This is a genomic window from Saccharothrix sp. ST-888, assembly GCF_000955975.1.
Classification (GTDB): Bacteria; Actinomycetota; Actinomycetes; order Streptomycetales; family Streptomycetaceae; genus Kitasatospora.
In genome coordinates this window covers 1-211 of sequence record NZ_JYJF01001175.1, presented here as the reverse complement: position 1 = coordinate 211, position 211 = coordinate 1, and the positions used below count along the sequence as shown (strand labels likewise).

Annotated in this window: 1 protein-coding gene; it reads right to left on the bottom strand. The window is 80.1% G+C overall.

The features are described from left to right. On the bottom strand, nt 1–211 hold a 211-nt coding region (locus UK12_RS45480; protein WP_231591537.1), incomplete at both ends, for a hypothetical protein.

Below are 211 nucleotides of genomic sequence, written 5' to 3'. Positions count from 1 at the left end.
AGCCGGATGGCGGGCTGACGGATAGCGGGCTGACGGATAGCGGGCCGGCGGATGGCGGGGCGACGGCCGAGTGGGCTGGCAGGCGAGCTGACGGCGGTACGGCCGGACGGGCCGGGCTCGGGCTCGGGCTCGGGCTCGGGCTCGGGCTCGGGCTCGGGCTCGGGCTCGGGCTCGGGCTCGGGCTCGGGCTCGGGCTCGGGCTCGGGCTCGG